Annotated in this window: 25 protein-coding genes and 1 tRNA gene; 12 read left to right on the plus strand and 14 right to left on the minus strand. The window is 52.3% G+C overall.

Going from position 1 to position 25,061, the window contains the following annotated elements; genetic code table 11:
• The first annotated feature begins 6 nt into the window (after window positions 1-6).
• The 8 genes from GM557_RS00140 to GM557_RS00175 all read left to right on the plus strand — a co-directional run bounded on the left by GM557_RS00140 (window position 7) and on the right by GM557_RS00175 (window position 7,222).
• A complete protein-coding gene (locus tag GM557_RS00140; protein WP_155572480.1) occupies window positions 7-591 on the plus strand; it encodes a hypothetical protein in 585 nt (194 codons plus the stop codon).
• Complete coding sequence (locus GM557_RS00145; RefSeq protein ID WP_155572481.1) at window positions 581-1,081, plus strand: F0F1 ATP synthase subunit B; 501 nt, start codon at window positions 581-583, stop codon at window positions 1,079-1,081. Before GM557_RS00140 ends, GM557_RS00145 begins: the two co-directional genes overlap by 11 nt.
• Window positions 1,078-1,851: a glycosyltransferase family 2 protein gene (locus GM557_RS00150; RefSeq protein ID WP_155572482.1), complete on the plus strand. Its 774-nt coding sequence runs from the start codon at window positions 1,078-1,080 to the stop codon at window positions 1,849-1,851. Before GM557_RS00145 ends, GM557_RS00150 begins: the two co-directional genes overlap by 4 nt.
• A gap of 41 nt (window positions 1,852-1,892) precedes the next feature.
• Complete coding sequence (locus GM557_RS00155) at window positions 1,893-3,554, plus strand: glycosyltransferase family 39 protein (protein ID WP_155572483.1); 1,662 nt, start codon at window positions 1,893-1,895, stop codon at window positions 3,552-3,554.
• A gap of 176 nt (window positions 3,555-3,730) precedes the next feature.
• Window positions 3,731-4,891 (plus strand): ABC transporter permease, encoded by a 1,161-nt coding sequence (locus GM557_RS00160; RefSeq protein ID WP_155572484.1) that lies wholly within the window; start codon window positions 3,731-3,733, stop codon window positions 4,889-4,891.
• Between the two features lie 3 nt (window positions 4,892-4,894).
• Window positions 4,895-5,686 (plus strand): ABC transporter ATP-binding protein, encoded by a 792-nt coding sequence (locus tag GM557_RS00165; protein ID WP_370513392.1) that lies wholly within the window; start codon window positions 4,895-4,897, stop codon window positions 5,684-5,686.
• Entirely contained in the window at window positions 5,679-6,635 is a 957-nt protein-coding gene (locus tag GM557_RS00170) for an MlaD family protein (protein ID WP_155572486.1), read from the plus strand. Before GM557_RS00165 ends, GM557_RS00170 begins: the two co-directional genes overlap by 8 nt.
• Complete coding sequence (locus GM557_RS00175) at window positions 6,632-7,222, plus strand: membrane integrity-associated transporter subunit PqiC (protein WP_155572487.1); 591 nt, start codon at window positions 6,632-6,634, stop codon at window positions 7,220-7,222. The genes GM557_RS00170 and GM557_RS00175 overlap by 4 nt, the downstream gene beginning before the upstream one ends.
• A 111-nt stretch (window positions 7,223-7,333) precedes the next feature.
• On the opposite strand, the gene GM557_RS00180 is transcribed toward GM557_RS00175, so the two are convergent.
• Window positions 7,334-7,409: transfer RNA gene (locus GM557_RS00180), tRNA-Ala, on the minus strand.
• A gap of 173 nt (window positions 7,410-7,582) precedes the next feature.
• On the opposite strand from GM557_RS00180, the gene GM557_RS00185 reads away from it, so the two are divergent.
• Window positions 7,583-7,906, plus strand: a complete 324-nt coding sequence (locus tag GM557_RS00185; RefSeq protein WP_230873360.1) for a YggT family protein — start codon at window positions 7,583-7,585, stop codon at window positions 7,904-7,906.
• Window positions 7,907-7,972: 66 nt separating this feature from the next.
• Here GM557_RS00185 and GM557_RS00190 read toward each other — a convergent pair whose 3' ends face one another.
• Together GM557_RS00190 and tldD are read right to left on the minus strand one after the other, a co-directional pair.
• Complete coding sequence (locus GM557_RS00190; RefSeq protein ID WP_230873359.1) at window positions 7,973-9,106, minus strand: hypothetical protein; 1,134 nt, start codon at window positions 9,104-9,106, stop codon at window positions 7,973-7,975.
• A 177-nt stretch (window positions 9,107-9,283) separates the two neighbouring features.
• Entirely contained in the window at window positions 9,284-10,771 is a 1,488-nt protein-coding gene (tldD, locus tag GM557_RS00195) for a metalloprotease TldD (RefSeq protein ID WP_155572488.1), read from the minus strand.
• A 158-nt stretch (window positions 10,772-10,929) separates the two neighbouring features.
• Here tldD and glnA point away from each other — a divergent pair, with 158 nt between their 5' ends.
• Complete coding sequence (gene glnA / locus GM557_RS00200) at window positions 10,930-12,390, plus strand: type I glutamate--ammonia ligase (RefSeq protein ID WP_155572489.1); 1,461 nt, start codon at window positions 10,930-10,932, stop codon at window positions 12,388-12,390.
• 116 nt (window positions 12,391-12,506) lie between these two features.
• Here glnA and GM557_RS00205 read toward each other — a convergent pair whose 3' ends face one another.
• From GM557_RS00205 to miaA, 9 genes are all read right to left on the minus strand, one after another.
• Window positions 12,507-13,460: an ROK family protein gene (locus GM557_RS00205; protein WP_155572490.1), complete on the minus strand. Its 954-nt coding sequence runs from the start codon at window positions 13,458-13,460 to the stop codon at window positions 12,507-12,509.
• Window positions 13,461-13,485: 25 nt separating this feature from the next.
• Window positions 13,486-13,788 carry a putative quinol monooxygenase gene (locus GM557_RS00210; protein ID WP_155572491.1) on the minus strand — a complete coding sequence of 101 codons (303 nt, stop codon included), beginning with the start codon at window positions 13,786-13,788 and terminating at the stop codon, window positions 13,486-13,488.
• Window positions 13,789-13,952: 164 nt separating this feature from the next.
• On the minus strand, window positions 13,953-15,095 hold the full coding sequence (gene gcvT / locus GM557_RS00215; RefSeq protein ID WP_155572492.1) for a glycine cleavage system aminomethyltransferase GcvT: 1,143 nt from the start codon (window positions 15,093-15,095) through the stop codon (window positions 13,953-13,955).
• Window positions 15,096-15,162: 67 nt separating this feature from the next.
• Entirely contained in the window at window positions 15,163-15,993 is an 831-nt protein-coding gene (gene panB / locus GM557_RS00220) for a 3-methyl-2-oxobutanoate hydroxymethyltransferase (protein ID WP_155572493.1), read from the minus strand.
• Between the two features lie 23 nt (window positions 15,994-16,016).
• Window positions 16,017-16,913, minus strand: a complete 897-nt coding sequence (speE, locus tag GM557_RS00225) for a polyamine aminopropyltransferase (protein ID WP_155573404.1) — start codon at window positions 16,911-16,913, stop codon at window positions 16,017-16,019.
• Window positions 16,914-17,057: 144 nt separating this feature from the next.
• Window positions 17,058-17,537: an adenosylmethionine decarboxylase gene (speD, locus tag GM557_RS00230; RefSeq protein WP_099026633.1), complete on the minus strand. Its 480-nt coding sequence runs from the start codon at window positions 17,535-17,537 to the stop codon at window positions 17,058-17,060.
• A gap of 202 nt (window positions 17,538-17,739) precedes the next feature.
• Window positions 17,740-18,759: a ketol-acid reductoisomerase gene (gene ilvC, locus GM557_RS00235; protein ID WP_155573405.1), complete on the minus strand. Its 1,020-nt coding sequence runs from the start codon at window positions 18,757-18,759 to the stop codon at window positions 17,740-17,742.
• A 70-nt stretch (window positions 18,760-18,829) separates the two neighbouring features.
• Window positions 18,830-20,608: a biosynthetic-type acetolactate synthase large subunit gene (gene ilvB / locus GM557_RS00240; protein WP_099026631.1), complete on the minus strand. Its 1,779-nt coding sequence runs from the start codon at window positions 20,606-20,608 to the stop codon at window positions 18,830-18,832.
• Between the two features lie 39 nt (window positions 20,609-20,647).
• The gene (miaA, locus tag GM557_RS00245) at window positions 20,648-21,631 is read right to left on the minus strand and encodes a tRNA (adenosine(37)-N6)-dimethylallyltransferase MiaA (RefSeq protein WP_155572494.1); all 984 of its coding nucleotides are present in this window, start codon (window positions 21,629-21,631) and stop codon (window positions 20,648-20,650) included.
• Between the two features lie 44 nt (window positions 21,632-21,675).
• On the opposite strand from miaA, the gene serB reads away from it, so the two are divergent.
• On the plus strand, window positions 21,676-22,572 hold the full coding sequence (gene serB, locus GM557_RS00250) for a phosphoserine phosphatase SerB (protein ID WP_099026629.1): 897 nt from the start codon (window positions 21,676-21,678) through the stop codon (window positions 22,570-22,572).
• A 90-nt stretch (window positions 22,573-22,662) separates the two neighbouring features.
• Here the strand turns inward: serB and GM557_RS00255 are convergent, their stop codons facing one another.
• The gene (locus GM557_RS00255; RefSeq protein ID WP_196424552.1) at window positions 22,663-23,181 is read right to left on the minus strand and encodes a DUF721 domain-containing protein; all 519 of its coding nucleotides are present in this window, start codon (window positions 23,179-23,181) and stop codon (window positions 22,663-22,665) included.
• Between the two features lie 46 nt (window positions 23,182-23,227).
• On the opposite strand from GM557_RS00255, the gene GM557_RS00260 reads away from it, so the two are divergent.
• Window positions 23,228-24,313, plus strand: a complete 1,086-nt coding sequence (locus GM557_RS00260; protein WP_370513393.1) for an A/G-specific adenine glycosylase — start codon at window positions 23,228-23,230, stop codon at window positions 24,311-24,313.
• A gap of 84 nt (window positions 24,314-24,397) precedes the next feature.
• Here GM557_RS00260 and wrbA read toward each other — a convergent pair whose 3' ends face one another.
• Complete coding sequence (wrbA, locus tag GM557_RS00265; RefSeq protein ID WP_155572496.1) at window positions 24,398-24,994, minus strand: NAD(P)H:quinone oxidoreductase; 597 nt, start codon at window positions 24,992-24,994, stop codon at window positions 24,398-24,400.
• Between the last annotated feature and the right edge of the window lie 67 nt (window positions 24,995-25,061).

Here is a 25,061-nt window from a genome sequence, read left to right on the forward strand (position 1 = left end):
AGACCGATGCGCCTTACGCCTCGTTTCCTCCTGTCTGCCGCCGCCCCCCTTGCGGCCTTACCGGGCCGGGCCGTGGCGGAAGGCATGCCCCAGCTCCACTTTAACGACCCTTATGTGCAGGGCCAGGTGCTCTGGGGTGCCATCATCTTCTTCATCTTCTATCTGCTTCTAAGCCGCTCTGCTTTGCCACGGGTTGCTAATGTGCTGAAGGCGCGTGACCAACGCATCAAGAGCGATCTTGACCTTGCCCGCCGCGCTAAGCAAGATGCTGACAAAGCCCAAAAAGAGCTCCATGAAGCACGCGATAAAGCTTTTGATGATGCTCACGCTATCATTCAAGAGATTCGCGATACAGCTAAGAAGAACATTCAGCATGAGGTTAGCGAGACACTTGCTCGCCTTAATACTGAAATCCGTGATGCGGAGACCCGCATTGCACAATCGCGCACCAAGGCCCTCAATCATGTTAGTGGCATCGCTACAAATACCGCCACAACTCTTATTGAACGCCTCATTGGTAAAGCCGATCATCACTCTGTAGCCTCTGCTATAGAGCGCGCTCATACTGCAGGAGGTGAGCATGTTTCATGAACCCCGTTTTTGGTCATCTCTCGCTTTCGTTCTGTTCTTCGTCATCTTTGGGCGTAAGCTCTGGAAAACCATAGCCTCTAAGCTTGATGAACGCGCAGATGAGATCCGCAAGGATTTGGATGAGGCAACACGCCTCCGCCGTGAAGCTGAGCAAATGCTTGAGGATTCCAAACGCGACCTAAAGCACGCTCAAGAGGAAGCCCAACAGCTCATCACATCCTCCAAGCTAGAGGCACAGCGTCTGCGCGCCCAAGCTGAGCGTGATGTTGATGATATGGTGGCCCGCCATGAGAAACTTGCTCGCGAGCGCATTCATATTGCAGAGCAAGCCGCCCTGCGTGACATTCGTGAGCAAGCCGCGGCCCTCGCGCTTGCTGCTGCAAAGGATGTCCTCCAAAAAGACCTCGCGGCAGATTCCTCCCTTGCTCATAAACTCATCACTGATGGGCTAAAGCAACTGCCGCAAGCCCTTAATGACAAGGCTGCATGACCAGCACACTGACAGCCAGTAAGCCACATAATCCCTTGCTGGCTGTCGTCATTACCGTTTTTAACGAGAGCGATAATATCCTCCCCGTATGTGAGGAACTCTGCACAGTTTTAACGGACCTCCCTCCAGCGGAGGTTATCATTGTTGATGACGGTAGCACCGATACAACACAGCAAAAGCTGCTAGAGGCTAAAGTACACCTCCTCCCCCAGTTGCGGATTATCGTTCATCCCACGCGTATGGGAAAATCCGCCGCACTCCGCTCCGCTATTCGTGCCGCGCATGCGCCGTGGATTGCCACAATGGATGGTGATGGGCAGGACAATCCCGCTTTCATCCAAACCATGCTGGCTGCGCGCCACACTTATGAGACAACCCATGGGGTGAAAAGCCCAGCCCCGCTCATTGTTGGGGTCCGCCGGAAAAGGCGTGATTCCTTCTCTCGCCGCTTTGCGACCCGGCTTGCAAACACCCTTCGTCAACATCTTCTACACGACCATTGCCCCGATACCGGCGGGCCGCTAAAGCTCTTTCAACGCGACCTTTTCCTTACCCTTCCCCATTTTGAGGGGCTTCATCGTTTTTTACCTGCTTTAATGCAAAGCTATGGTGCCCCGCTCATTTGTATAGAAACACAACATCGCGCAAGACTGCATGGGCACTCTAAATATAATAATATGAATCGTGCCCTCGTTGGTATTTTCGACCTTTTGGGTGTTCTCTGGCTGCAAAAACGGACACGCCCTCTCCCACCGTTAAGCGAGCGATAAGCCTCTCTCTGTATCCTTCCCCCTTTGCAAGCCTGCCTTTTATGACCCTCTCATCCCGTCATTATATTGTGCTTGGCTTGTTAGCCTTTTTACTCGCTCTGCCAGGGCGGCTTAGCCTCCCCCCGCTAGACCGGGACGAGCCACGCTATATGCAAGCTACCGCGCAGATGCTGGCAACGGGTAACTTCCTCGATATTCGCTTCCAAGACCAGCCTCGCTATCATCAGCCTGCTGGCATCTATTGGTTAGAGGCCGGTGCTGTTAAAATCACAGAGTTCATCACGCATGATACAACCCTGCGCCATCACACTTGGCCGTATCGTCTGCCCAGCCTCGTAGCATCTATTTTAAGTACACTCCTCACCGCATGGATTGGCGCGCGCCTCTTTGGGCCAAAAACGGGGCTGCTCGCTGCTGGCTTTCTATTGGTGACGCCTCTCTTTGCCGCAGAAAGCCGAATGGCCACGATTGATAGCGTCCTTTTGCTAGATATTCTGTGCTTGCAAGCCCTCCTCCTCCGGCATTTTGAAGATGCACGCGCCCATATAAAAACACCTTGCGGCTACAGCATCCTTTATTGGTGCGCCCTTGGCATGGGGTTGATGCTCAAAGGCCCCATCGTTCTCATCCCTAGCTTTGGGACACTCCTCGCCCTTTGTTTGGCCACACGCACCCTTACCCTCTGGCGGCATTTACGGCCCGCTTGGGGATGGATAATCAGTGCGTTAATCGTTTTGCCATGGTGTATAAGCATTGCTTTTGTCAGCCATGGGGAGTTCTTCCGCCGTGCTGTAGGCCATAATCTGCTCGGTAAAATCACCAGTGGACAAGAAGCACATGGCTTTCCTCCCGGCTATTACCTTCTGCTTGTCTCGCTCGCATGCTGGCCATGTGCCCTTTATGCCCTCCGCGCCTTACCCACCCTTTGGCAGAAACGAAAAGAGCCGGAGCTTCTCTTCCTCCTCTGCTGGATTGTCCCTCATTGGCTGTTTTTTGAGTGCCTCGCGACTAAACTCCCCCATTATGTTCTGCCCACCTATCCCGCCATTGCCATTCTCACAGCCGCTAGCTTGCTCAACTGGCCATGCACCCCACTGCGTACCCTCTGGGCCAAAATAGGGGTCGGGATTTATGCAACCCTTTGGTTAAGTATAGGGCTGCTGCTCTCTGCTGCGGTGCCTTTGCTCCTTTACGCTATGGAAGGGCACTTCTTTACCGATAGCTTCATCCCCCTTTATGGTAGCCTCCCGCTCCTCATCGCCACGGGGTGGTTTATCTACCAACAAAAATGGCGAGAAGGGGCCTTTTGCTCCCTTGGTGCCGCGTTGTTAAGTGAGATGGGGCTTTTCTTATGCCTAATCCCCTACCTTACCAGCATCCAACTTTCGCCTCGTATAGCCCATAGTTTTGAGCAACTTCGCCCCTGCCAAGAAAGCCCCCTGCTCTCCCCATCCTATAAAGAGCCAAGTCTCATCTTTTTAACTGGCGGGGCGACACGCATCCTACCCACCATAGCCGCTGCTCAAGCCTTACATGAAGATGCACATTGTGCCCTCGCCCTGATAGACCAACGCGATGAAGCAGAGTTTCTGCACGCTTTAAAACAGCAAGGAGAAAGCGCAATTCTTTATGATCAATTTGAGGGGCTGAATTACTCTAATGGCCGGAAAATGCATCTGCGACTTTATGCCGCACATGAGTAATTCCCTTTCTAAAAACCTCTTGAAATATAGAAATAATCTTACAGCATACCCTCTCCCGCCCCCTCGCTTTTCTTACATTTATGTTATAGGGTTTTCATTATGAGACGCTTTATTGGCATAACGATGTCGCATCCTACCCAACGCCCCACAGTAAGGGCACAGCAAGGACTGGCCTTATGCCTGTGACGGAAATGCGAGCCGCTACCTCATCTCCTGCACCCTCTTGGGCCCTCCAAGAGAGCAAGGGGCGTTTGTGCCTCGCCCTCAAGGGCACATGGAACATCCAAACGCAGAATGGCATAAACTTCCCACAAGATAGCTTCGCCTCTGTTGCCTCTATTGCAGATAAGACAGTAACGGTTGATGTCACGGGCCTCCAGAATTGGGATGTCAGCCTCATCGCCTTTTTATGGGACGTTAAAAAAGCGGCGTGTCAGGCCTCTCTTACCTTGGATGAGCAAACACTCCCAGATTCCGCACAGCGTTTGCTCGCTTTATTGCCAGATAAACCCGCTGAGGTTACCCCTCATCAAGAGCATCATGAGGGCTTCCTCTCTCGTGTCGGGGGTAAATGCCTGAACAATCTTAATGAGATTGGCACAATGGCGACCCTTACGATGGATGTCTTCCGGGGGGCCATGCAGGCCTTCCGCGGTAAGAGTGCCATGCGCCTAAAAGACCTCCTCGTTGATGTCTGGAATGCCGGTCCCTCCGCTTTGTTAATTGTCAGCATCGTTAACTTCCTTGTTGGGGCTATTTTAGCCTTTGTTGGGCTGATTGAACTGCGTAAGTTCGCTGCGGAGATTTATGTCACCAACCTCGTAGGGATTGCCTCCGCACGTGAGATTTCCGCCATCATGACGGCCATCATCATGGCAGGGCGTACCGGCGGGGCTTATGCGGCACGCATCTCTACCATGTTGGGGAATGAGGAGATCGATGCTCTCCAAGTGACGGGCATCCCCGTTTCGGGCTATATTTTACTGCCCTCCATCCTCTCGCTCGTCATTATGATGCCGCTGCTTTACCTCTATGGTACGATGGTCTCCATCTTTGGCGGCTTTGTTGTCGCTATGGGCATGATGGATATTTCCCCCATTGGGTACTGGCTCGCGACATTCGATGGTGTTGAGATTAGCCAGTTTGTTTTTGGGTTCATCAAATCTCTTTTCTTTGCCGCTTTTATCGCTCTTGCCGCTTGCCGTGTCGGCCTTAAAGCAGGCCGTAGCGCGGCTGATGTTGGTATCGCCGCCACACGCGCTGTTGTGATTGGGATTGTGGGCATCATCGCCTTGGATGCTGTATTCGCCGTTATTGCTAATGCTGTCGGGATTTGATTGATGTCTGAGCAAGAAACACTTATCTCCGTCCGCGATTTGCAATTATCCTTCGGCCCAAAGATCATCCAACAGAATGTTTCGTTCGACCTTAAACGCGGATCTATCTTTGCGGTTATGGGTGGATCCGGTTGCGGCAAGAGCACACTTCTCCGCAGTATTGTAGGCTTGCTCCGCCCTACAGCAGGGCAGATCATGGTTGGAGGAGAAGATTACTGGGCTCAGCCTGATGACCGCCGTACAGCGATTAACCGCCGCTATGGTGTTCTCTTCCAAAGTGGTGCGCTATGGAGCTCCATGACAGTGGGCGAAAATGTTGCCCTCCCGTTAGAAATGTTTACATCCCTCAGCCAAGCCGAAATTACCGAGCTTGTCAGGCTCAAGCTCGGCCTTGTTGGGATGGAACATGCGATAGACCTTTTCCCTTATGAAATATCAGGCGGTATGTGCAAGCGTGCAGGCCTTGCTCGTGCTATCGCCTTAGAGCCTGATATTTTATTCTTTGACGAGCCCTCAGCAGGGTTAGACCCCATCACATCGGCGCGTTTGGATGACCTCATCCTCAGCCTCCGTGATGGGCTTGGTGCGACAATCGTCATTGTAAGTCACGAGCTACCCAGCCTTCTTACAATTGCTGATGACGGCATCTTCTTAGATGCAAAAACGCATAGGCCCATCACCCATGGCTCGCCGCGTGCGCTCCTTGATTGTACTATTCCGGAGGTGACAGCCTTCATGCATCGCTCTGCCACCATCCCCTCCCAGACAGAACAGAAGGCCGAACAGCATGTCTGATACCACAAACAAAAAAACCCAAATCGGCGCGTTTGTGATCCTTGGCAGCGTGCTGCTTATCTTTATCATTATGGCGTTTGGCCATATGCGCTTATTTTCCTCTACAAAGGAGGTCGCGCTGGTCTTCCAAAACTCCATCTCTGGTCTCTCTGTCGGTGCCCCTGTAAACTTCCGTGGGGTGAAGGTTGGGTCGGTGAAAAGCATCACCCTCCATTTCGACCCACAGGATAAGAAGGCCTATATCCCTGTTATTATCACGTTAGAGCCTAGCCAAATGCATGTTGTCCACGATATGCCGGACCATACCCGCATTAGGTTCCAAGAGATGATTGATAATGGGCTACGCGCTGGGTTGAATCTGCAAAGTTTAGTTACTGGGCAGTCCGATATTGAGTTGGATTTTGATAAATCTGTCCCGGCTGTATTTCATCCTCGGATTACAAATCTACCGGAAATCCCCGTGCGTCTATCAGCTATGGAGAAGCTGAAAAACACATTAGAGCAGATTCCCATCAAGGATATTAGCGAGCATGCTGATACGGCCATTCTGTCCATCACCGCACTGAGCGACACTCTGCGCCAGAAACTACCGCCCTTGATTGATAGCGTCAAAACAACCTCCGACCATGCACAAGATACCGTTCTCGCTGCCACTGAGACCATCAAGGACCTTCATGCGCGCCTTGATGATACCTTGCTGAAGATGAACCAGCTCCTTGATGCGGGCACAGGTGAACTTAACCAGCGCGGGAAGGACCTTCATATGACGCTCGTCTCAGCCACTAAGACGCTGGATTCCCTGCAAGATATCCTCTCCGAACGCTCTGCTGATCGTGCTAATTTGGATGCCGCCCTGCGTGATATTGCTGTCACAGCGGCCTCGCTGCGCGGTTTTGCAAGCGATGTAGAACGCAACCCGCAACTCCTACTGATGGGACGCAAGCCATGATGTTTCCTTTCCGCCGCACTGCTCTTGCTCTCTTGGGGGGCTGCGCTCTCCTTACTGGCTGCGCTTCTCCTGCTTTGCGCCTCTACACATTGGGGATTCCTGCTCATAGTGACGATAAGTCATTTCGGGTTCCCCCTAATGCAACTATCGTGGCGATTGATCGCGTGGTCATACCCGATTATTTGGACTGCCAAGATATTATCTCCCGTAATGGAGAAGAAATTCGCCGCAGCCAAAACGCCCGCTGGGTTACGCGCCTTTCCCTTGGGGTGACCGACCTCATCACAAACGAGATCGCCGCAACCCAACCGCATATGCTCTTTACAGATCAACCTTTGATCGAAGCAGCTAATATGCGCGTGATGGTTGCGATTTCGGAGTTTGATGTCGATGTGAATCATCACGCCGTATTAAACGCCCATTGGGCGATTGTCCCTCATGATTCAACAAAACCCATCACACAGAATATTGTCCATCTCTCCGCAGAAGGCCCCGCGAATACTGATGCCGATATCGCAGCCCTGATGCGTAACCTTGTGGTGCAGTTAGCGGATCATATTTCTCGCTCTATCCCCACAACACCATAATAGTTTTATCCCCCCTTCTCATGCGTGCTTTGCCCATATGCACAATATAAGAAGGGGGGTTTTTACACCCTGATATCCTCTTAAACACACAGCTTTTAAAGGGGGAAATCATGGTGGAGCTAAGGGGATTCGAACCCCTGGCCTCCTCATTGCGAACGAGGCGCTCTCCCAACTGAGCTATAGCCCCATGATGTCTGCCCTATAAACACCATGTAGGCTCTTACCTGTCAAGGTAAAAGCGTATAAATAAGCCACACGGTTATAGAAACCCCGCCTTTCATTCGCTTTCATATCGTCAGACTTAGCAAAGCCTGCTACATAGGGGATTATACCTAATTCGTATCAGGGACATCACCTTTTATGACTGCTGCTAATCTTTATATGTTTATCGTCAATCTTATTTTGATGGTGCTGGATATTTATACATGGATCATCCTTGCTTATTGCTTCGCCACAATGGCCATCAACTTTGACGTTATTGACCCCCGCTCCAACCGATTTATACAAGCCCTTACCGAGATGCTTGCACGTTTGGTGGAGCCTGTATTACAACCCATTCGTAATATCCTCCCCCCTACAGGGATAATGGATTTCTCACCGTTAGTGCTATTACTTACTATCCAATATGCTCCCCACTTTATCTTTAAAACGATCTTCAAATTAGTATTCTTAACACATGCCTAATACAAAAAACCCCTCGTCCCTTTAAAGGGACGAGGGGAAAAAAGCCCGCTCTAACAAACTTAGCTCTTAGAAGACGGCGAACACCGCAACCTGTGGGGAAATAGAACGAGACGTATTATGCCCTGCCACCGGTAAAATCACACCAACGATTCCCCCGATGCTTGACGTCCAGTTATATTCAATACCCGGGCCTACGTTAAATGCACCGGACCAACCTGTCCGATAATGGATATTTTTATTCGTATAACGGTTATATCCATTTACCGAATTAGACGTGGACCAAACATGGTAAAGGTCTAAAGCAAAGACCCATTTTTTTGTAATCCCCAGCTCTACAGAGCCACCTTCATTCCCATATGGGCCAGCATGGCCGCGGCCTGTAAAGCCTTTCTCTGTCCCATAGCTCGTAATGTTCCGCAATTTTGTACTGGCCACGGGGTGACGCACCTGCGCCCAAAGACGCACACGCATCGCATGCTTAAAGAAGGGGAGCGCAAACTGGCTATGCACACCGTAACGCAACGCCCAAACACCTTGCCCCACACCCTCTGATGCATTGGAGAGGTTTTTATAATCCCCTGTTGGAGTATTCACACCAAAATAAAGCGTGATAGATGGCGTATAATGTGGCGTTAAACGGTACTGAAACTCCACCGGCAGGTCATTAAACTTCAAACCGGAATGTTTCTGGTGGTCACCCCAGCTATAGCTATAAGTCGGCAATAAATAGAGCGACAGATGGTCGGTAATCCCGTATTTTGCCAAGGAGAACTGACTAATAGAGTGCTGTCCCCCCGCCCCTTTGCGGGTATTTAAGTGACCATTGGAATCAAACGCACCAGCAGGCAAACCAGCCGCCACATACGGCTCCACCGCAATCATCCCCGGGGCAGGCAAAGCGGGAGAAGGGGAGTAAAGCGAGCCCGTATACCACTGCTCTGGCAATGGTTTAGAGGCTGGTTTTTCAGCAACCTGCACAACGGGCGGCTTGGGCGTTGCGGCTTGTGTCGCCACTGTAGGCGTTGATGTTGACGCTGTTTTGTCTGCTTTTTTAACAGACTTCACCTTCGCTTTATCATCAGACATGGTGCTAACACTATTAGTCCCCGCTGCATCTGCAGCATAGAGTTGCGCAGTGGCACCATAGGTACCTGCAACGAGGCTGGAGAGAAGGGCTGCGTAACGCACGGACTTCTTCATAGCGATGCACCATCAAAAATTGTTGATGCGAAAACATTACGACAGCAAAAAGATACTTTGCAATAGTGTAATGAGAAATATTTATATCTGAAACATATTCCATTTGTTTTATCTATGCCCCCTTAAAAAGAAGAGCACACAGAATAACACACCGTAATATACTGTTTTTAAAAGATTCTAAGTGGCCGTCCCGCCGATGGTCAGCCCGCTCACTTTTATCATCGGCTGCCCCACACCAACAGGCACACCCTGCCCCGCCTTACCGCATGTTCCTATACCGGGGTCTAATGCCATCTCTGGCCCAATCATGCTGATTTGCTGCATGACATCGGCACCACTACCAATCAAAGTAGCACCACGCACAGGGGCTGTAATGCGCCCCTCCTCAATCATATAAGCCTCTGATGCCGCAAAGACGAACTTGCCGGAGGTAATATCAACCTGCCCACCGCCAAAATTACGCGCATAAAGCCCTCTTTTAGTGGAGCGAATCATCTCCTCCTCCGAGGCCTGACCGCCTGCCATGATGGTGTTGGTCATACGCGGCATAGGCGCATGCGCATAAGATTGACGCCGCCCATTGCCCGTCGGGGCAACACCCGTCAAACGAGCATTAAGCCGATCCTGCATATAACCTTGCAGAATACCATCCTCAATCAACATAGTGCGCCTTGTCGGGGTGCCTTCATCATCCATCATTAACGACCCCCGGCGTTCTGGCAATGTCCCATCATCCAACACCGTAACGCCTGGCGCGGCAATGCGCTGGCCCACACAGCCGGAGAAAACGGATGTCCCTTTCCGGTTGAAATCCCCTTCCAACCCATGGCCTACGGCCTCATGCAACAAAATACCGGGCCAGCCCGCCCCTAACACTACGGGCATCTCCCCCGCTGGGGCTGCAACGGCCTCCAGATTCACCAAAGCCTCCCGCAAGGCTTCTTGCGTCATCGCTTGCCAACAAGATGGTGCCATCAAACGGGCCAGTGCATAACGGCCACCTTGGCCCATACGCCCACTTTCTCGCCGTCCTCCTTGCTCCACCATCACAGAAATATCCAACCGCACAAGCGGGCGAATATCCACCAGCGGACCAGTCTCCCCACGGCACAAAGCCTCAGGACGAAGAATCCGTACGACCTGCCATTGCGTGTTCAATGTGGCATTGACCTGCACGACCCGGCCATCTAGCCCACGGCCATACGCGTCAATCTCGCGCAATAAATCCGCCCGCTGGGCAAAGCGGCTCCCCTCTAGCGGATGTGTCCCGCTATACAGGGCTATTGCATGCCATCTATCCGCCCCTGATACAGTGCCTTGCGGAGCAGAGTTGGTAGGTAGTAACGCCGCAACCTCTATATGACGGAACCCTTCTGCCGCGCGTTGTAATGAATCCATCCCCAAAAGGTCCGAGTGGGAAAAAAGGGTCTGACTCCCCACAACGCCACGCAACCCAAAGCCTGAGGACTGATTGAAACTAACAGTCCGTAGCAGGCCATTCTCCAGCCCAAGCGTTTCATCCTCACGATATTCGAGGAACAATTCCCCATCATCCATGCTGGCAAGACTATGGGTGAGTTGTTTGTTCACGTCATCGTGATTCCATGAAGAACCATCATGAAAAAACAAAGTGTCGGATATTTGTAGGGGTGAGATGATAGACATGACCACCAGATGGGCTTTTTAGCCCGAAAATGCAAATCCTATCAGAAAAAGGAGCCAACTCGTCTTATAAAAGGAAGTTTATGTGCAAGCACTCGACAGATGGCTCATTGTCCCGTAATCGTTTTGGTATCAGTCCAAAATATGCGAGGCACGCAGCCATGGCAAAAAAATCAGCATCTACTCCTTCTGCACAACGCCCTTCCCCTCAAAAAGCCGCTATCCAGCGCGTTTTTGAGTTGATTGAGGAGCATGGCATTGAATTTGTCGATCTCCGCTTTACCGACACAAAGGGCAAATGGCAGCACACCACGCAGACTGTCCGCACCATTGAAGAAGATACATTTACAGATGGCTTCATGTTTGATGGCTCCTCCATCCAAGGGTGGAAGGCCATCAATGAGTCCGACATGGTCCTCCTCCCTGACCCTGAGACCGCTGTGGTGGACCCTTTCTCTGCCCGCCCTCAGCTCATTCTCATCTGCGATATTATCGACCCTAAAACCAACGGCTATTACAACCGCGACCCACGCGCGACAGCAAAACAAGCGGAAGAATACCTCAAAAAAAGCGGCCTTGGGGATACCGCCTTCTTTGGCCCGGAGGCAGAGTTCTTCATCTTTGATAGTGTCCGCTTTGGTACGGGGGAGAATTACGGCTCCTACCACCTCGACAGCATCGAGGGGCCAGAAGCTTCCATGAAAGATTATCCTGAAGGGAATATGGGCCATCGCCCTGCCCGTAAAGGCGGTTATTTCCCTGTTCCGCCTGTGGATAATGAGAGCGACCTGCGCGCCGAAATGCTCGCTACAATGGGTGAGATGGGCTTACCGATTGAAAAGCATCATCACGAAGTCGCCCGCAGCCAGCATGAATTAGGCACGGCTTTTGCAACGCTTGTTAAATCTGCTGACTTTATGCAGATTTACAAATATTGCGTGCATAATGTGGCTCATTCCTACGGCAAAACAGCAACCTTTATGCCAAAGCCTATCTATGGTGATAACGGCACAGGTATGCATGTTCATCAATCCGTTTGGAAAGATGGTAAGCCGCTTTTTGCTGGTAACCGCTATGCTGACCTCTCTGATGAAGCTTTGTATTACATCGGTGGGATTATCAAACATGCCAAGGCTCTTAATGCCTTTACCAATCCTTCCACCAACTCTTACAAGCGCCTGATCCCGGGCTTTGAGGCCCCTGTGCTGCTGGCTTATTCCTCTGCTAACCGTTCGGCTTCTTGTCGTATCCCTTATGCGACAAGCCCCAAAGCAAAACGTGTGGAGGTTCGCTTCCCCGACCCAACAGCGAACCCTTACCTCGCCTTTAGTGCCATGCTGATGGCAGGCTTGGATGGTATCCGCAATAAAATCCATCCGGGTGAAGCGATGGATAAAGACCTCTACGAGCTTCCCCCTGAGGAGCTGAACATGATCCCAACGGTCTGCGGCTCCCTGCGTGAAGCTTTGGAAGCCTTGAAGACCGACCACGCCTTCTTGCTGGAAGGGGATGTCTTCACCAAAGATCAGATTGAGAGCTACATCACCCTCAAGATGCAAGATGTGTATCGCTTTGAGCATACACCTCACCCTGTTGAGTTTGAGATGTATTACTCCGTCTAATATAACGAACGTACTGCTCTGCCACCTCTGGCAGAGCAAGCTCATAAAAAACCGCCCGCTCTATAACAGAACGGGCGGTTTTTATAAAATGACGCTGGTACGTTTAGTCCGACTTACTATGTATGCGTCACGCCACTCTCACTCACATCCCACAGCCATGCCGCACCGCGCACGCCAGAGCTATCACCATGGCGGTTCTGCACAATTGGGGTTGTGCAAGGTGACGTAATAACATGACGCGGCAGCAATTTCGGCACACGCTCATAAATGCAGGCTAAGTTAGACACCCCACCACCCAACACAATTACATCTGGGTCTAGGAAGTTCACAGCCTGTGCACAGGCCCGCGCAAAACGGTCCATATAGAGGTCTAATGCGCGAATCGCGGCCTCATCACCATTACGCGCGGCTTCCTCAATCCCATTAGGGGAGCGATTGCCTTCGCCTTTCCACTCCGCCCCAAGGACCGGGCCACAAAGATAACGCTCCTGACACCCCTCATTCCCGCAGAAGCATTTCCGCATCGGGAAATCTTCTTGCTTAGCCCATGGCAGAGGAATATGGCCCCATTCCCCAGCAATATGATGCCGCCCGGGGAGAATACGGCCATTAGCAACAATGCCCCCACCCATGCCGGTGCCAATAATTACACCCAGCACTGTAGCATAGCCTTCTCCCGCGCCATCGGCCGCTTCGGAAAGGGCAAAACAATTCGCATCATTTTCCACCCGCACAGGGCGGCCAAGGCTTTCCTCCACATCCCGCTTAAAGGGATGGTTGTTCAGCCATGTTGCGTTGGAGTTCCGCACAAGCCCTGTCTCTGGGGACATCGAGCCGGGGATACCAATGCCCAACGTGGAGGTTAGTTGCGTCCCCGTAATACGATGAGCAGGAACACAACCAATCTGCTCATCCGCTTTACGAACTAAATCCCGGATGGCCTCAATGGCCTTATCATAGACGCCGGGATTAGGAATACGCTCGCGCAATACCTCCTGCCCTTTGCGGTCCAACGCCAGGATCTCGATTTTCGTGCCACCAAAATCAATGCCCAAACGATAATCAGCCATTAAGTTACACTCCTTATTCTGCCGTTTATGCGGCGGGATGCAGCGGTACTTGGCGGATGACTTCCAGCTCTGCACCATGTTCCTTAGCGAAAGCCGCTAACACGCCGAAATGCTCTGTCGCGAGATGCGCCTCGAAGCCTTCTTGGCTGGCCCAAATCTCGCTCACAGTAAAGCGACCTTCATTCTCAGCATCACGCGCAATTTCGTAACGCTTGCAGGCTTTCTCTTGCAGGGAGTGCTTCGCACATTCCTGCACAACTTTTTCCAGATCTGCCGCTTTGCCCTTATCAATTGTCGCTAATGCCAGAATATGAACAGCCTCGCTCATACCACATCTCCTTAACCATCTTATAAACTCCCAAGCCGGATGCTTAGGGCCGCAGCAGGGCCGGAGAGACCCCTCCCCGCCTGCTATTGCCGAGCCTCACCCAAAAAAGGCATGGCGTAAAGCCCTATTAAGGAAAAGGAGCTAGATTTAATACGGCTAGAGGGTCACCGCTCCGCAAGGGGGACAAAAGGCAGAGCCGCCACTGTGATAGGCTGCATGGTACCATCATCCATTTTGGCAAAAATCTGACTACCCACCTCAACATGAGCCGGTGTGACATAGCCCATGCCAATCATGACCCGTAATGTCGGGCTTAAACAGCTTGAGGTAACACGGCCAATACGATCCTGCCCTTCAGCATCAGAGAAAATCTCCGCCCCATTAGGGAGGGATGTTTCATCACTCGGCTTTAACCCTACGCGCTGGCGATAAATCCCATGCTCTAATTGCCCTGCGATAGTCTCCGCACCGGGGTAGCCTCCTGCGCGCTCACCACCGGGCCTACGACATTGTGCAATATTATTGGCAAGTGCGGCCTCTACCGGAGAGGTCGTTTTATCAATATCCGTCCCATAGAGGCATAACCCTGCCTCCAAACGTAACGTATTACGCGCCAGCATACCGGCAGGCTCTAGCTCTGGATGCTCCAAAAGACGGCGTGCAAAAGCTTCTGCGAGATTTGCTGGCAGACAAATATCAAACCCATCCATCCCCGTATAGCCAAAGCGCGCAACCGTAATGGTCCCATTTTCCCACGGCATATCATGGCAATCACGATACTTCATGGCAGTAATGGCACTTACCCCTAGAACAGCCCCCAACACATCTGCTGCTTTTGGGCCTTGTAGGCTCACCATCGCCCGGTCGAACTCACGGCTTACTTTGCAATCCTCACCAAGGGCATTCTCAATATAATCCGCATTGCTTTCACGATTGCGCCCATTGAGGATGAGTAAAAAATCATCCTCTTGCCGGGAGATAACAAGGTCATCTCGGATGCCGCCTTGGTCTGTTGTGAGGAGACCATAGAGCATCCGGCCTTTTTCCATCCCTATAACATTGGTTGGCAAAAGCTGCTCTAAGGCCTCAGCCACAATGGCGAGATTCCCCTCCTTAGAGCGCACACGCAACTGCCCCAAAAAGGAAATATCAAACAAACTAGCCTGTTTGCGCGTATGGAGGTGCTCTACCTCAGCCCCGGAGGGATATTGTGCTGGCAATTCGTACCCATCAAACCCATCCATCTGAGCTTTAAGCTCCTCATGGAGTGCCCGAAGGGGGCTAGGTTGTATTGTCTCATCCATCATGTCTATCTTTATTCCTGCAAGACAGGGAAAAGCGGCACTTTGCCAGCTTCCCCCCTCTCTGACAATCTCACTCCGCTGTAAGAGCGGCCAAAATATCGGGGGCCATACTGACACTCTGCGCCTTTGTGGGGAAGGAGCCTTCCTCCACCTGCTTTACATAATGAGATAAAGCCCCAACCATCTGCGCCCCAATTTCTGCAAAACGATGCGCATGACGAGGCGATTTCCCCTCGAATAGCCCTAGCACATCATGCCAGACTTGGACCTGCCCATCGCACCCCGCACCAGCCCCAATGCCGATTGTGGGAATACGCACCTCTTTAGAGACTAAAGCCGCTAAATCTGCCGGGATAACCTCCAGCACAATCCCAAAAGCACCAGCCTCCTCTAACGCACGCGCATCATCAAGTAATTTACGCGCCGCCTGCACCTCTTTTGCCTGAGCACGCAAGCCGATTTGATGTTGCGCTTGTGGCGTAAGCCCCAAATGGCCCATCACCGGCACGCCCATTGCTGTTAAACGCCGCACTATCGGGGCAATCTCACGCCCGCCCTCCAATTTAAGGGCTTGGCCGCCCCCCTCTTGCATAACGCGCCGTGCTGCATCCACCGCATCTTGCTCTGTCGCGTAAGACAGAAAAGGCAAATCCACCACCACAAGGGCTTTACGGCTCCCGCGCATGACCATGCGGGCATGATAAATCATATCCTCTACACGCACAGGTAAGGTTGTGTCCTGCCCTTGCATAACCATGCCGAGGGAATCCCCTACCAAAATAGCCGGCACGCCCGCTTGCTCCGCAATTAAAGCCGAGGCGTAATCATAGGCCGTCACCATGGCGATGGGCCGGCCTTCATCCTTCATCTTCTGGAAGTCCGCAAGTGTCATCCGGCGCATGGTAGGGGTCCTTCTCTATACCATTATGAGCGTGGGAGGTTTTGGGCGATATAAGGCGGAAGGCTGAAAGAGGCAATATGCACCTCTGGCGTCCAATACTGGCAGCTTTCCGCAATCTCGCTTTCTTGCGCTCTTTTTTGTAACGTCGCTAGCTCTAACTTATGCGGTGCGGTGCCCTTTTTCGCCATCCCAAGGGTCATAAAACCACCAACATAAGTCGGCACTGCCGCAAGATAGGCCGTTACATGCGGGAAGAACTTCGCCCGCCGTGCTGTGGTCTCCCGCAGCTCATCCGCCTGTTGGAAGGGCACACCGCATTGATTCACGATAATCCCTTCATCTGAGAGGATGCGCGCGCAATTCTTATAAAAATCATCCGTAAAGAGTACATCACCCACGCCGATAGGGTCTGTACTATCAACGATGATGACATCAAACGCCCCATCATCAGCTTTTTTGACGTAATCAATCCCATCCCCCACGATGACATCAGCCCGCGGGTCATCCCACGCATCCTTGCCGAACATCGGCAGGTGCTGTTTGGAAAGTTCGATCACATCGCCATCAATCTCCACCATGACGGCTTTTTCCACCGTTTTATGTTGGAGGACACGGCGCAACACCCCGCCATCACCTGCGCCGATGATTAAAACGCGCTTAGGGTACGGATGCATGAAAAGTGGCACATGAGCCAACATTTCCTGATAAATAAACTCGTCACGCTCGGTAATTTGGATGATGCCATCCAACACCAAAACACGGCCGTGGCTGCTGCTCTCAAAGATACGAATATCTTGGAAAGGCGAGCGTTTATGCACAAGCTCTTTCACCACTTTAAAGCGTTGGCCCCAATCAGGATATAAAGCCTCGTTAAACCACGCCTCGGAAGATATGCCAGAAGACACGGCCCATCCTTTCATCATGTCATCACCTAGCCATGGATGCGTGCCCACAATAAGTACGCTCATAGCCAGCTATGCCCCGCTGCCTTACAAAATGCAGGGGCCTATAACCTTTTATTATAGGGAAATTGGGAAGACGCCTAAACCCCTTCCCCGCTCGGCTTACCGCCCTGTATGCCTTGTCGCACTGACACGCCCACGCTTGAACGCGTCTATCTCCACACGGCCAGCTTGAAAAAGCTCCTGCATAACAGGGACCGACCGGTTAGGGTCGCACACACCACACATGAAGATATCCACCGCTGCGAAGTGACGCTCCGGCCATGTATGGATGGAAATATGGCTCTCAGCCAAAACAATCACGCCAGAAACCCCACCATTTGGCGTAAAATGATGGAAATGTCCATGAAGAATCGTTGCCCCTGCTGCCTTTGCAGCCCGCCTTAACGTAGCGTCTATTTGTTCGGGGTCGTCCAGATTTCTGGCATTCCAGAAATCAACAAGCAGATGATTACCTGCATAGGTCTCACCACCTTGCTTGATAAAAAAGTCCTTACAGTCTTCGACTGCGTGAATTGCCTCAGTGTTCTGGATATCTCTCGGAAGGTCCGATTCCATCCCCAGTCGAGCAAGTGCGTCCATAACGTACTCCTGAACCAGCAGATTATCGCCCCCCTTCCCGAATGAAGGAGCGTCGAACTCGTTTTCTAAGAAAATATAACGCTAAACGCAACTTTTTTTTAAAAATCTGCTAAATGGACGCAATAATACTCCATAAAAATGGGGAGGAAAATCCTCCCCATTAAGCCATAACCACTCTGTGATTATAAAACCGCAACCTTTATTAGTTACGTGTTTTATCAACCAGCTTGTTCTTGGCAATCCACGGCATCATCTCACGCAATTTTGCCCCGACCTTCTCAATCTGATGTTGTTCATCACGGGCACGGGATGCCTTAAAGCCAACATTGCCGGACTGATTCTCCAAGATGAAGTTCCGCACGAATGTCCCATCCTGAATATCCTTCAGCACAGCACGCATGGCATCTTTTGCCGCAGGGGTCACAACGCGCGGCCCGCTGACATATTCCCCATATTCCGCCGTGTTGGAGATGGAGTAATTGACGTTGGAGATACCACCTTCATAAAGCAGATCCACAATCAATTTCATCTCATGCAGACACTCAAAATACGCCATCTCTGGGGCATAGCCTGCCTCAACCAGCGTCTCAAACCCGGCTTTGATAAGCTCAATCGTCCCACCGCACAGCACGGCTTGCTCACCAAACAAGTCTGTCTCCACTTCCTCACGGAAGCTCGTCTCAATCACGCCAGCGCGCCCACCACCAACGGCAGAGGCGTAGGACAGAGCAATATCCTTCGCATGGCCAGAAGCATCCTGATGCACAGCCACCAAGCATGGGACACCACCACCACGCTGATATTCAGAGCGCACCGTATGGCCGGGGCCTTTCGGAGCAATCAAGAACACATCCATCTCGGCAGTTGGCTCAATCAGGCGGAAATGGATAGCCAGACCATGCGCAAACACCAGAGCCGTGCCGGGTTTTAAATGCGGGGCCAGATGCTCTTTATACAGAGCGGCCTGACCTTCATCTGGTGTCAAAATCATCACAACATCGGCCCAAGCGGCGGCCTCGGCGGGTGTTACAACGCGGAAGCCCGCTGCCTCTGCCTTTGCGCGCGCCTTAGATTCTGGCCGCAGAGCGACAACAATATCCTTCACCCCGCTATCACGCAGATTGTTGGCATGGGCATGGCCTTGGCTACCATAACCGATGATGGCAACCTTCTTGCCACAAATCAGATTAATATCCGCATCGCGATCATAATAAACACGCATTGTACTCATCCTTCCTTTCCAAAACACACAATAGCGACCCGCCGCTTAGGCAGCCCGTAAAACCCATCTCTCAAACGAGGCGTTTGCCTTCTTCTGTCAGCTTCGCCCCGCCAAACACACGCCCCGGCCCTAGGAGCATCTGGTCATGGCTGGCCCCAGAGGGAATCATGGGGAAGCAACATTCCTCTTGCGCTACATGGACATCCACCAACACCGGCCCATCATGCGCCAACATAGTGGTAATGGCCTCATCCAACCCGCCCAGCGTCTCAACCCGCAACCCACGGATGCCAAACGACTCCGCCAGCTTCACAAAATCCGGCAAAGCTGCACTGTAAGACTGAGAATAGCGGGATTCATGCACTAACTCCTGCCATTGGCGTACCATCCCCATATAATGATTATTGAGGATGAAGATTTTCACCGGCAGGCGATATTGGGCGATTGTTCCTAACTCCTGAATATTCATCAGGGTAGAGGCCTCACCGGCAATATCAATCACTAAAGCATCAGGATGAGCAATCTGCGCGCCTTCTGCTGCTGGCAGGCCATAGCCCATTGTACCTAGCCCACCGGAGGTCAACCAATGGTTAGGCTCATCAAAACCGAAATATTGCGCCGCCCACATTTGATGCTGCCCAACCTCGGTCGTAACAAAACAATCCCGCCCGCTAGCCTTCACCTTTTCATACAAGCGGCTTAACGCATATTGCGGCTTAATAATGGCTGTATCGGCTTTATCTTGCTCAAAGCCAAAGCCCTCAACAGCGCGCCATTGGGCAATCTCCTGCCACCAGCTGGAAAGATCCGCTGCTTGCGTATCCCCCCATTCTGCCAGCAAGGCCTTTAAAGTCGCCTTGAGGTCCCCCTGCAAAGCGACATCAACCTTTACAATCTTACCAAACTCACGCGGGTCAATATCCGCCTGAATCTTGAAGGAATGAGGGGAGAACCCATCCACACGGCCCGTTACCCGGTCATCAAACCGTGCCCCAAGGGCTACCAGCACGTCACAATCATGCGCGGCCATATTCGCTTCAACCGCCCCATGCATCCCCAGCATGCCTAAAAACGGCTCACTAGAGGACGGATACGCCCCTAAACCCATCAGAGTAGAGGTCACGGGGAAGCCCGTTTTCTCCGCTAACTGACGTAGCAATTTTGCGGCTTCCGGCCCGGCATTAATAACGCCACCCCCCACATAAAGCAGCGGCTTACGGGCGTTCTTCATCGCCTCAATCGCACGCTTTACCGCATGCCCCTCCAGAGATGGACCCGCCTCTTTACAAGCAGGTTGTGCCGGGCGCGGCGGCAAGGGGGCTTCCGAGACTGTGATATTCTTAGGTAAATCCACCAAAACCGGGCCGGGCCTGCCAGAACGCGCTACGGCAAAGGCCTCGCGAATCGTAGGGGCTAAAGCCGCAGCCTCACGCACTTGGACGCTCTGCTTCGTAGCGGGGCGCGTAATGCTCACCATATCCGCCTCTTGGAAGGCATCCTTCCCGATTAAGGGAACAGGCACCTGCCCAGCCAAACAAACAAGCGGGATGGAATCCATCTTCGCATCCATCAGACCTGTTACGGCATTGGTTGCACCGGGGCCGGATGTCACCAACACCACACCCACTTTACCTGTGGAGCGTGCATAAGCTTCCGCCGCATGGGTTGCCGCTTGCTCATGCCGGACGAGAATATGACGGATCGCCTTTTGCTTAAAAAGCGCATCATAGATAGGGAGGACCGCACCACCGGGATAGCCGAAAATGACATCCACGCCTTCTTCTTCAAGAACGCGTAAAATGACCTCAGCACCTGTTGCCATCATCGGAGCTGTCTCGCTGGCAGGCATGGCGTATATCCTCTCGCCGGTTAACGCAACGCTTCTGCTCTATCGCTCTAAACCGGCTCCGTCAATTCTAGATGATATAAAATATTCAATTTCGCGCATTTTTTTACTCGAAAAGAACTCTTTTCCGCTCGTTCTGTGAAATATTATTTCGCCATCTCCATCTTTGCTAAGAGCATGATGGCGGAACCATGTCGCTTGGCGGCGCGTATAACGGCCAATGGCGCGGGTCGCTTGTAGGCGAGCTTCATCAAGGCTCCATTGTTCCTCTAGCACTTGTCCTAACTCTGGCACACCATGCGCCCGCATAGCAGGGAGGCTCTCAGGGAGGTTCTGCCGTCGTAGCGCGGCGACTTCCTCCATCGCCCCAGCCTCCAGCATGGCATCAAAGCGTTGAGCAATGGCAGAACGTAACTCATCACGCGGAGGATCCAGCATGAGGGATATAAACCGGTAAGGTGCTGCCGGTAGGCCCTCCGCCGCCCTCCATGAGGCTAAACCCCGGCCTGTTCCCATCAGCACTTCCCAAGCCCGACTCACACGTTGAGAATCTTGTGGGTGAAGATGAGAGGCTGTTTGAGGGTCTGCCTTCATCAATTTTTCGTGTAACGCTTCAGGCCCAATCTCCATAAGCAGGGCGCGGGCTTGTTGGCGTGCCTCTGCCCCAGGGTCGGGGACTTCCACAAGGCCATCGGTCAAGGCGCGTAGATACATACCCGTCCCCCCGCAGAGGATAGGCAACCGCCCTGCGGCGCGGCATTCTGCCATTATAGCGAGGGCCTGCTTACGCCACCATGCAACACTACCTGCTGTAGCCGCAGGCAAAACCCCATATAAACGATGCGGAATCGCCTCCTCCTCCGCCTCACTTGGGCGGGCAGTAAGGATGCGTAACTCCCGGTAAACCTGCATAGAATCCGCATTAATGACCGTACCACAATACAGGTCTGCCAAATGAAAGGCCAAAGCTGACTTGCCCGAACAGGTTGGTCCGGCCACAATAAGGGCGTTTTCAGAAGAGCTCATACACTTATTCTGCCATATCTTCTGATGTTTTAGCGAGAGATGTCATGTCCCTACCTTGTGTTCTGACTCTTGTTGCCAATCGCCGCAATGGGACCCTTCCCAAAGAGGCGATCGACATTGCCCGCAATCTTGTCAAAGGTGAACCGCCGGTCGTGCTGTCCGAGGGTGAAGCCGTTGATATTTTTTGCCCGCCTCCCGGCCCCGGTGATGCCACGCCTGCAACAATCCGTGCCGCCCTTGCCCCTTATAAGGTCGATGCTATCCTCACCAAGACGCGGGGCCGCCGTAAGGCTGTCCTCGTCTCCGATATGGATAGCACCATCTTTGATGGCGAAACGCTGGATGACCTTGCCAAGGCCACCGGCACAGGTGACTATGTCGCCGAGATTACCAAACGCGCGATGAATGGCGAGATGGAGTTTGATGAATCCCTCCGCAAACGGACCATCGGGCTAAAAGGCCATCCTGAATCCTTGCTAAAGGACGTGCTAGAGAAGCTCCCCTTCACCGATGGGATTAAAGAGCTTGTCCAGACCATGAAGGCCAATGGCGCACGCACGGCTCTCATCTCCGGTGGGTTTGACTGGTTCACCGAGCGTGCGGCTAAAAAACTCGGCTTTGATGAGCATTACGGCAATCTCCTTGAGATTAAAGACGGAATCATCACAGGTCAGCTCATTGGCGATATTCTCGGCCCAGATGCTAAGAAGAAACATCTTGAGCAAATTTGTGCCGAGCGTGGTGTTCAGCTCTCTGCCAGCATCACAACTGGTGATGGGGCTAATGACATCCCCATGCTCCAAGCCGCGGGGCTTGGCATTGCCTATCATGCAAAGCCAAATGTCCGCCAAGTGGTGGAGCAACAAGTCAACTTCACAGGGATGCGGACGCATCTCTTTGCCCAAGGCTATAAAGCCTCCGACATTGTCGGCGGGGAGTAACCTTCCCCTCACCCCTATGCCTTCGGCATCTCCATAACGGAGAGCCGGGGTCTAGGGCCTCTCCTTATGCATCTTATATTTTAGGCAAACCTAAAAACGCCTCTCGCGTTTCACACCTTGTTTTTTTGCCAAAACATGGCTGCCCAGACGCTCCAACACTTCTTTAAGTGATTCATCATCTATACCCTCCACTGCGACAGACGCCCCATTGCATTGCTTAGGGCGAGGGGAGGATTTTCTCTTTGGTTGGACCGGGCGATCCTGCAATAATTTAATCTGCGTTAGAGCATCTGCCCCCGATAAACCACAAGCTGTATTAATATTGGCCAAAATACGCGGGGCTGCATATTGCATCTCCACCGCTGCGGGGCCACAACATCGTATCGTCAATACACCCGGCCGCAAACGGCATGGCTCGCTCACCTCTGCCAAGGCTGTCCCTACAAGCGTCTCCCACTCCATAAGCAGACGCACATAAAGGGGCGATTTTTTACGGAAGATTGGCTGGGTTAATCGTGGTAAAAGCGCACCTATCATCCGCCCCCCAACCCGACGATACTCTGTCTTATCCGCTTTCTTTGTCTTTTTTTCCGATGAATCTTCCGTCATATACTGCCCCATTATTCCCCCCTCATCATAGCGTACTAAGCCCATCGTGACACCTAATTCCGCCCAACTTCTCCAATGGTATGACCGCCACCGCCGTAACCTCCCATGGCGTGCAGCCCCCGGCCAGCAAGCAGAGCCTTACCATGTCTGGCTCAGTGAAATCATGCTCCAGCAGACTGTCGCACAAACAGTCATCCCTTATTATGAGCGTTTTTTAGAGCATTTCCCCACAATTGATGCTCTCGCCGCTGCCCCCTTAGAGACAGTCCTCCAACTTTGGGCGGGGCTTGGTTATTATGCACGGGCCCGTAACTTACATGCATGTGCCAAAGCAGTTCACGAGATAGGAGGATTTCCCCGTAATATTGAAGCCCTACAAAAACTCCCCGGCATTGGGGCTTATACCTCCCGTGCAATTGCGGCCATTGCTTTTAATATTCCCACCGTGCCTGTTGATGGCAATGTGGAGCGCATCACAGCACGGCTCAATGCTGTGGAGGAACCTTTACCCGCCTCGCGCCCGCTTTTAGCTCAGCTTGCCAGCCATCTAAATGATGACCCCGCCGCACAAGCGCGCCCTTCCGATTTTGCACAAGCTTTGTTCGACCTCGGGGCTAGCCTATGCTCTCCCCGTTCGCCCTCCTGCTTAACCTGCCCATGGCATGAAGAGTGCCTCGCCCGAATACGCAATCTAGCCCCCCTGCTCCCTGCACGGGAGAAGAAAAAACCACGCCCCACGCGCCATGCCATTCTTTTTCGCATCATTGATGCCCAAGGCCGCGTCTTACTCCGCCCCCGTCCTCCATCAGGCTTATTAGGTGGCACAGATGAACTCCCCGGCACGCCATGGGCGGATGACAAAATAACCCCCTCCCTTACACAGCTTAAAAAAACAGCTTTTACGCATGATGCGCCCTTCCCCACCCAATGGGAGCATTGCGGGGAGGTGAAGCATATTTTCAGCCATTTCACCTTAATGGTCCATATTTACGGTTGCACCTTACCGGCTAAGAGCAACTACCCTATCCCTGCCTCTTATGGTCGTTTTCTCCCCTTTAAAGAGGCCATTCTCTCTAGCGTGATGAGGAAGTGCCTCCTCATCGGGACACAGCATAAACCTGTTATGCGCTAAATTGTTTCACATGAAACATAGAGACATAAAAAGGGAGGCTAGACCCCAGCCTCCCTTCCCTCATAAGGTCACATGCCAGCAAAATTAGGCAAGCTTCTTTACCAGCCCTGCCACATGCTGCCCGAGGAAGCGCGCACCCTCTAGCTCTGTCTCACTTGGCTGACGAGAGCCATCACCCGAGGCAATTGTCGTTGCCCCATAAGGTGCACCACCGGTAATCTCATCATTACGCATCTGCCCTTGGAAGCTATAAGGTAGCCCACTAATCACTAAGCCATGATGCAACAAGTTAGACATCAAAGAATAAAGCGTTGTCTCCTGCCCACCATGCTGGGTCGCTGTGGAGGTAAAAACAGCACCGACCTTACCAATCAATGCCCCTTTTGCCCAAAGACCACCCGTTTGGTCCCAGAAATTGGCCATCTGTGCTGGTAAACGCCCAAAGCGCGTAGGTGCCCCAACAATAATACCATCATAATGAACCAAATCATCAGGCGAGGCGATTGGGGCTTTTTGATCCACTTTAAAATGATGCGCCTTCGCCGCCTCTTCGGGCACTAATTCCGGCACACGTTTTACATCTACCTCTAGCCCAGCTTTGCGCACACCCTCTGCAATATTATAGGCCATTGTCTCTACATGACCATAAGAGGAATAATAAAGAACAAGAATCTTCGACATATTACGCCACCTTTTCCGCGTGACCTTCTCTATCAAAAGGTCACTTCACCCCATACGCTAATGGTCA

This window comes from Bombella sp. ESL0385 (genome assembly GCF_009725755.1).
In the GTDB taxonomy this organism is placed as follows: Bacteria; Pseudomonadota; Alphaproteobacteria; order Acetobacterales; family Acetobacteraceae; genus Bombella; species Bombella pollinis.